Here is a 2,420-nt window from a genome sequence, read left to right as displayed (position 1 = left end):
CCTGACCCGCGCCCACGACTTCATCCGCATCGCGTCGATCAGCGCCTCCGGCCTGAACCTCCTCCCCCCCCCCCCCCCCCCCCCACTCCCCCCCCCCCCCCCCCCCCCCCCCCCCCAACCCCCCCCCCCCCCCCCGCCGCATGTCCACGTCCGCGTCCACGTCCGGAAAATTATTCGAGCCGGGACCACGGGTTCACTCCACTGACGCACCGCAGGCCCCGCCGCCGTCGCCACAAAACCTCCCCGCGCCCCGATCAACCGGGGATGCCGCCGCCTCCTGGGCATGATTGACGGATTGTCAGCCGGTCGGTACCACTGACCCACCGCTCGGCTCCCCGCGCCCCACCGTCCCAGGAGGCTGCATTGCGACCGTCCGTTCCCGAACCCGGCAGCGCGGCCGGGCCCCGACGCGTCCGCGGCGCCGTGTGCGCCCTGGCCGCGGCGGCGCTGACCCTGCCCCTGCTGGGCGCGGCCCCCGCCCCGTCCCCGCCGGGCGCCGCCCGCCTCCAGCAGGCGTTCGCCGCCGCGGCCGCCGCGTACGACGTGCCGCAGAGCGTGCTGCTGGGCGTCTCCTACCTGCAGTCCCGCTGGGACGCCCACGGCGGCGCCCCCAGCGTGGTGGGCGGCTACGGCCCCATGCACCTCACGGACGCCCGCACGGCGCTCGCCGCGGCCGGTCACCACGGAGCGGGCGCGGCGGACCCCCGGGGCGACGGCGCCCGCTCCGCGCTGCGGCCCGGGGCGCGCCCGCCGCGCACCGGCGCCCTCCCGGCCCGTCTGACGACCCTGCCGAGGGCGGCCCGGCTGACCGGGCTGAGCCCCGAGCGGCTGCGCGAGGACCCGGCCGCGAACGTGGCGGGCGGCGCCGCGCTGCTGGCCGAGGCCCAGCGCCGGCTGGGCGGGCCGCCGAGCGAGGACCCGGCGGACTGGTACGGGGCGGTGGCCCGCTTCTCCGGCGCGGACGGCACCGCGGCGGCGGCGTACGCCGACGAGGTGTTCGCGGTGATCCGCGCCGGCGGGGAGCGGGTCACCGACGCGGGGCAGCGGGTCGCCCTCGCCGCCCGCCCGGGCCTGGCGCCCGACACCTCGGCCCTGGACCGGGCCGGTCCGCGCACCGCCCCGGCCGCCGGGACGGAGTGCCCGGCGACGGTGTCGTGCGAGTGGGTCCCGGCGCCGTACGAGGAGCTCGGGGACGGCGACTACGGCAACCACGACCTGGGGAACCGGCCCGCCTCGCAGCCGGTCCGGTACATCGTCATCCACGACACGGAGGGCGCCTGGGAGGGCGTCCTCGACATGGTGCGGGACCCCGCCTACGTGTCCTGGCAGTACAGCCTGCGCTCCACGGACGGCCACGTCGCCCAGCACGTGAGGGCGAAGGACGTGGCCTGGCACGCGGGCAACTGGTACGTCAACGCGGCGTCGATCGGGCTGGAGCACGAGGGCTTCCTGGCGGAACCCGACGCCTGGTACACCGAGGCGATGTACCGGTCCTCGGCCCGTCTGGTGAAGTACCTCGCCGAGAAGCACGGCATCCCCCTGGACCGGCAGCACGTCCTCGGTCACGACACCGTGCCCGGGCCGACTCCGGGGGCCGTCCCCGGGATGCACACCGATCCCGGCCCCTACTGGGACTGGCGGCACTACTTCGAGCTGCTGGGCCGTCCCCTGGGGGCGACGGGCGGCAAGAACGCCGGCCTGGTGACGATCCGGCCCGACTACGCCGCCAACCGGCCGGTCTTCACCGGCTGCGAGAAGGCGGGCGAGCCGTGCGCGGCGCACGGGTCGAGCGCGGTGCGGCTGTACTCCGCCCCCGACGAGAACGCTCCCCTGATCAGGGACGCCGGTCTCGGTTCCGCCCCGACCACGGGGGTGAACGACCTGTCGTCGCGCGTCTCCACGGGGCAGCAGTACGCGGTCGCCGAGCGCCGGGGCGACTGGACCGCCATCTGGTACCTGGGGCAGAAGGCGTGGTTCGAGAACCCGGGGGAGCAGCCGACCGCGGTGCCCGCCTCGGGACTGGTGGTGACCCCGAGGAAGGGGCTCGACTCCGTGCCCGTGTACGGGCGCGCGTACCCGGAGGAGACCGCCTACCCGGAAGGGGTGCCCGTGCAGGCGGTGTCGCCGCTGCCGTACACGCTGCCGAAGGGCCAGCGGTACGTGACCGGGGGCAGGGTCCCCGGCGAGTACTACTACGCGGTGACCTTCGACGGGGCCTCGCACCGGGTCGTGACCGGCGAGGACTCGTACTACGAGATCCAGTTCGGACACCGGGTCGGCTTCGTGCGGGCGGCGGACGTGACGGTGCGGCCCGCGTAGCGCCGCCGCGGGGGGGGGGGGGGGGGGGGGGGGGGGGGGGGGGGGGGGGGGGGGGGGGGGGGGGGGGGAGGAGGGAGTAGAGAGAGTTTGAGGTAGCAGGA

Annotated in this window: 1 protein-coding gene; it reads left to right on the top strand. The window is 76.7% G+C overall.

Annotated elements, in window-relative coordinates; genetic code table 11:
* The first annotated feature begins 363 nt into the window (after nt 1–363).
* Nucleotides 364–2,319, top strand: a complete 1,956-nt coding sequence (locus tag ACZ56B_RS29285) for an N-acetylmuramoyl-L-alanine amidase (protein WP_468796946.1) — start codon at nt 364–366, stop codon at nt 2,317–2,319.
* The last annotated feature ends 101 nt before the right edge of the window (nt 2,320–2,420 follow it).

The organism is Streptomyces sp. NPDC034670, from assembly GCF_055574875.1.
Note: the sequence above shows the minus strand (reverse complement) of the source record. Positions and strands in the feature narration are given on the sequence as shown.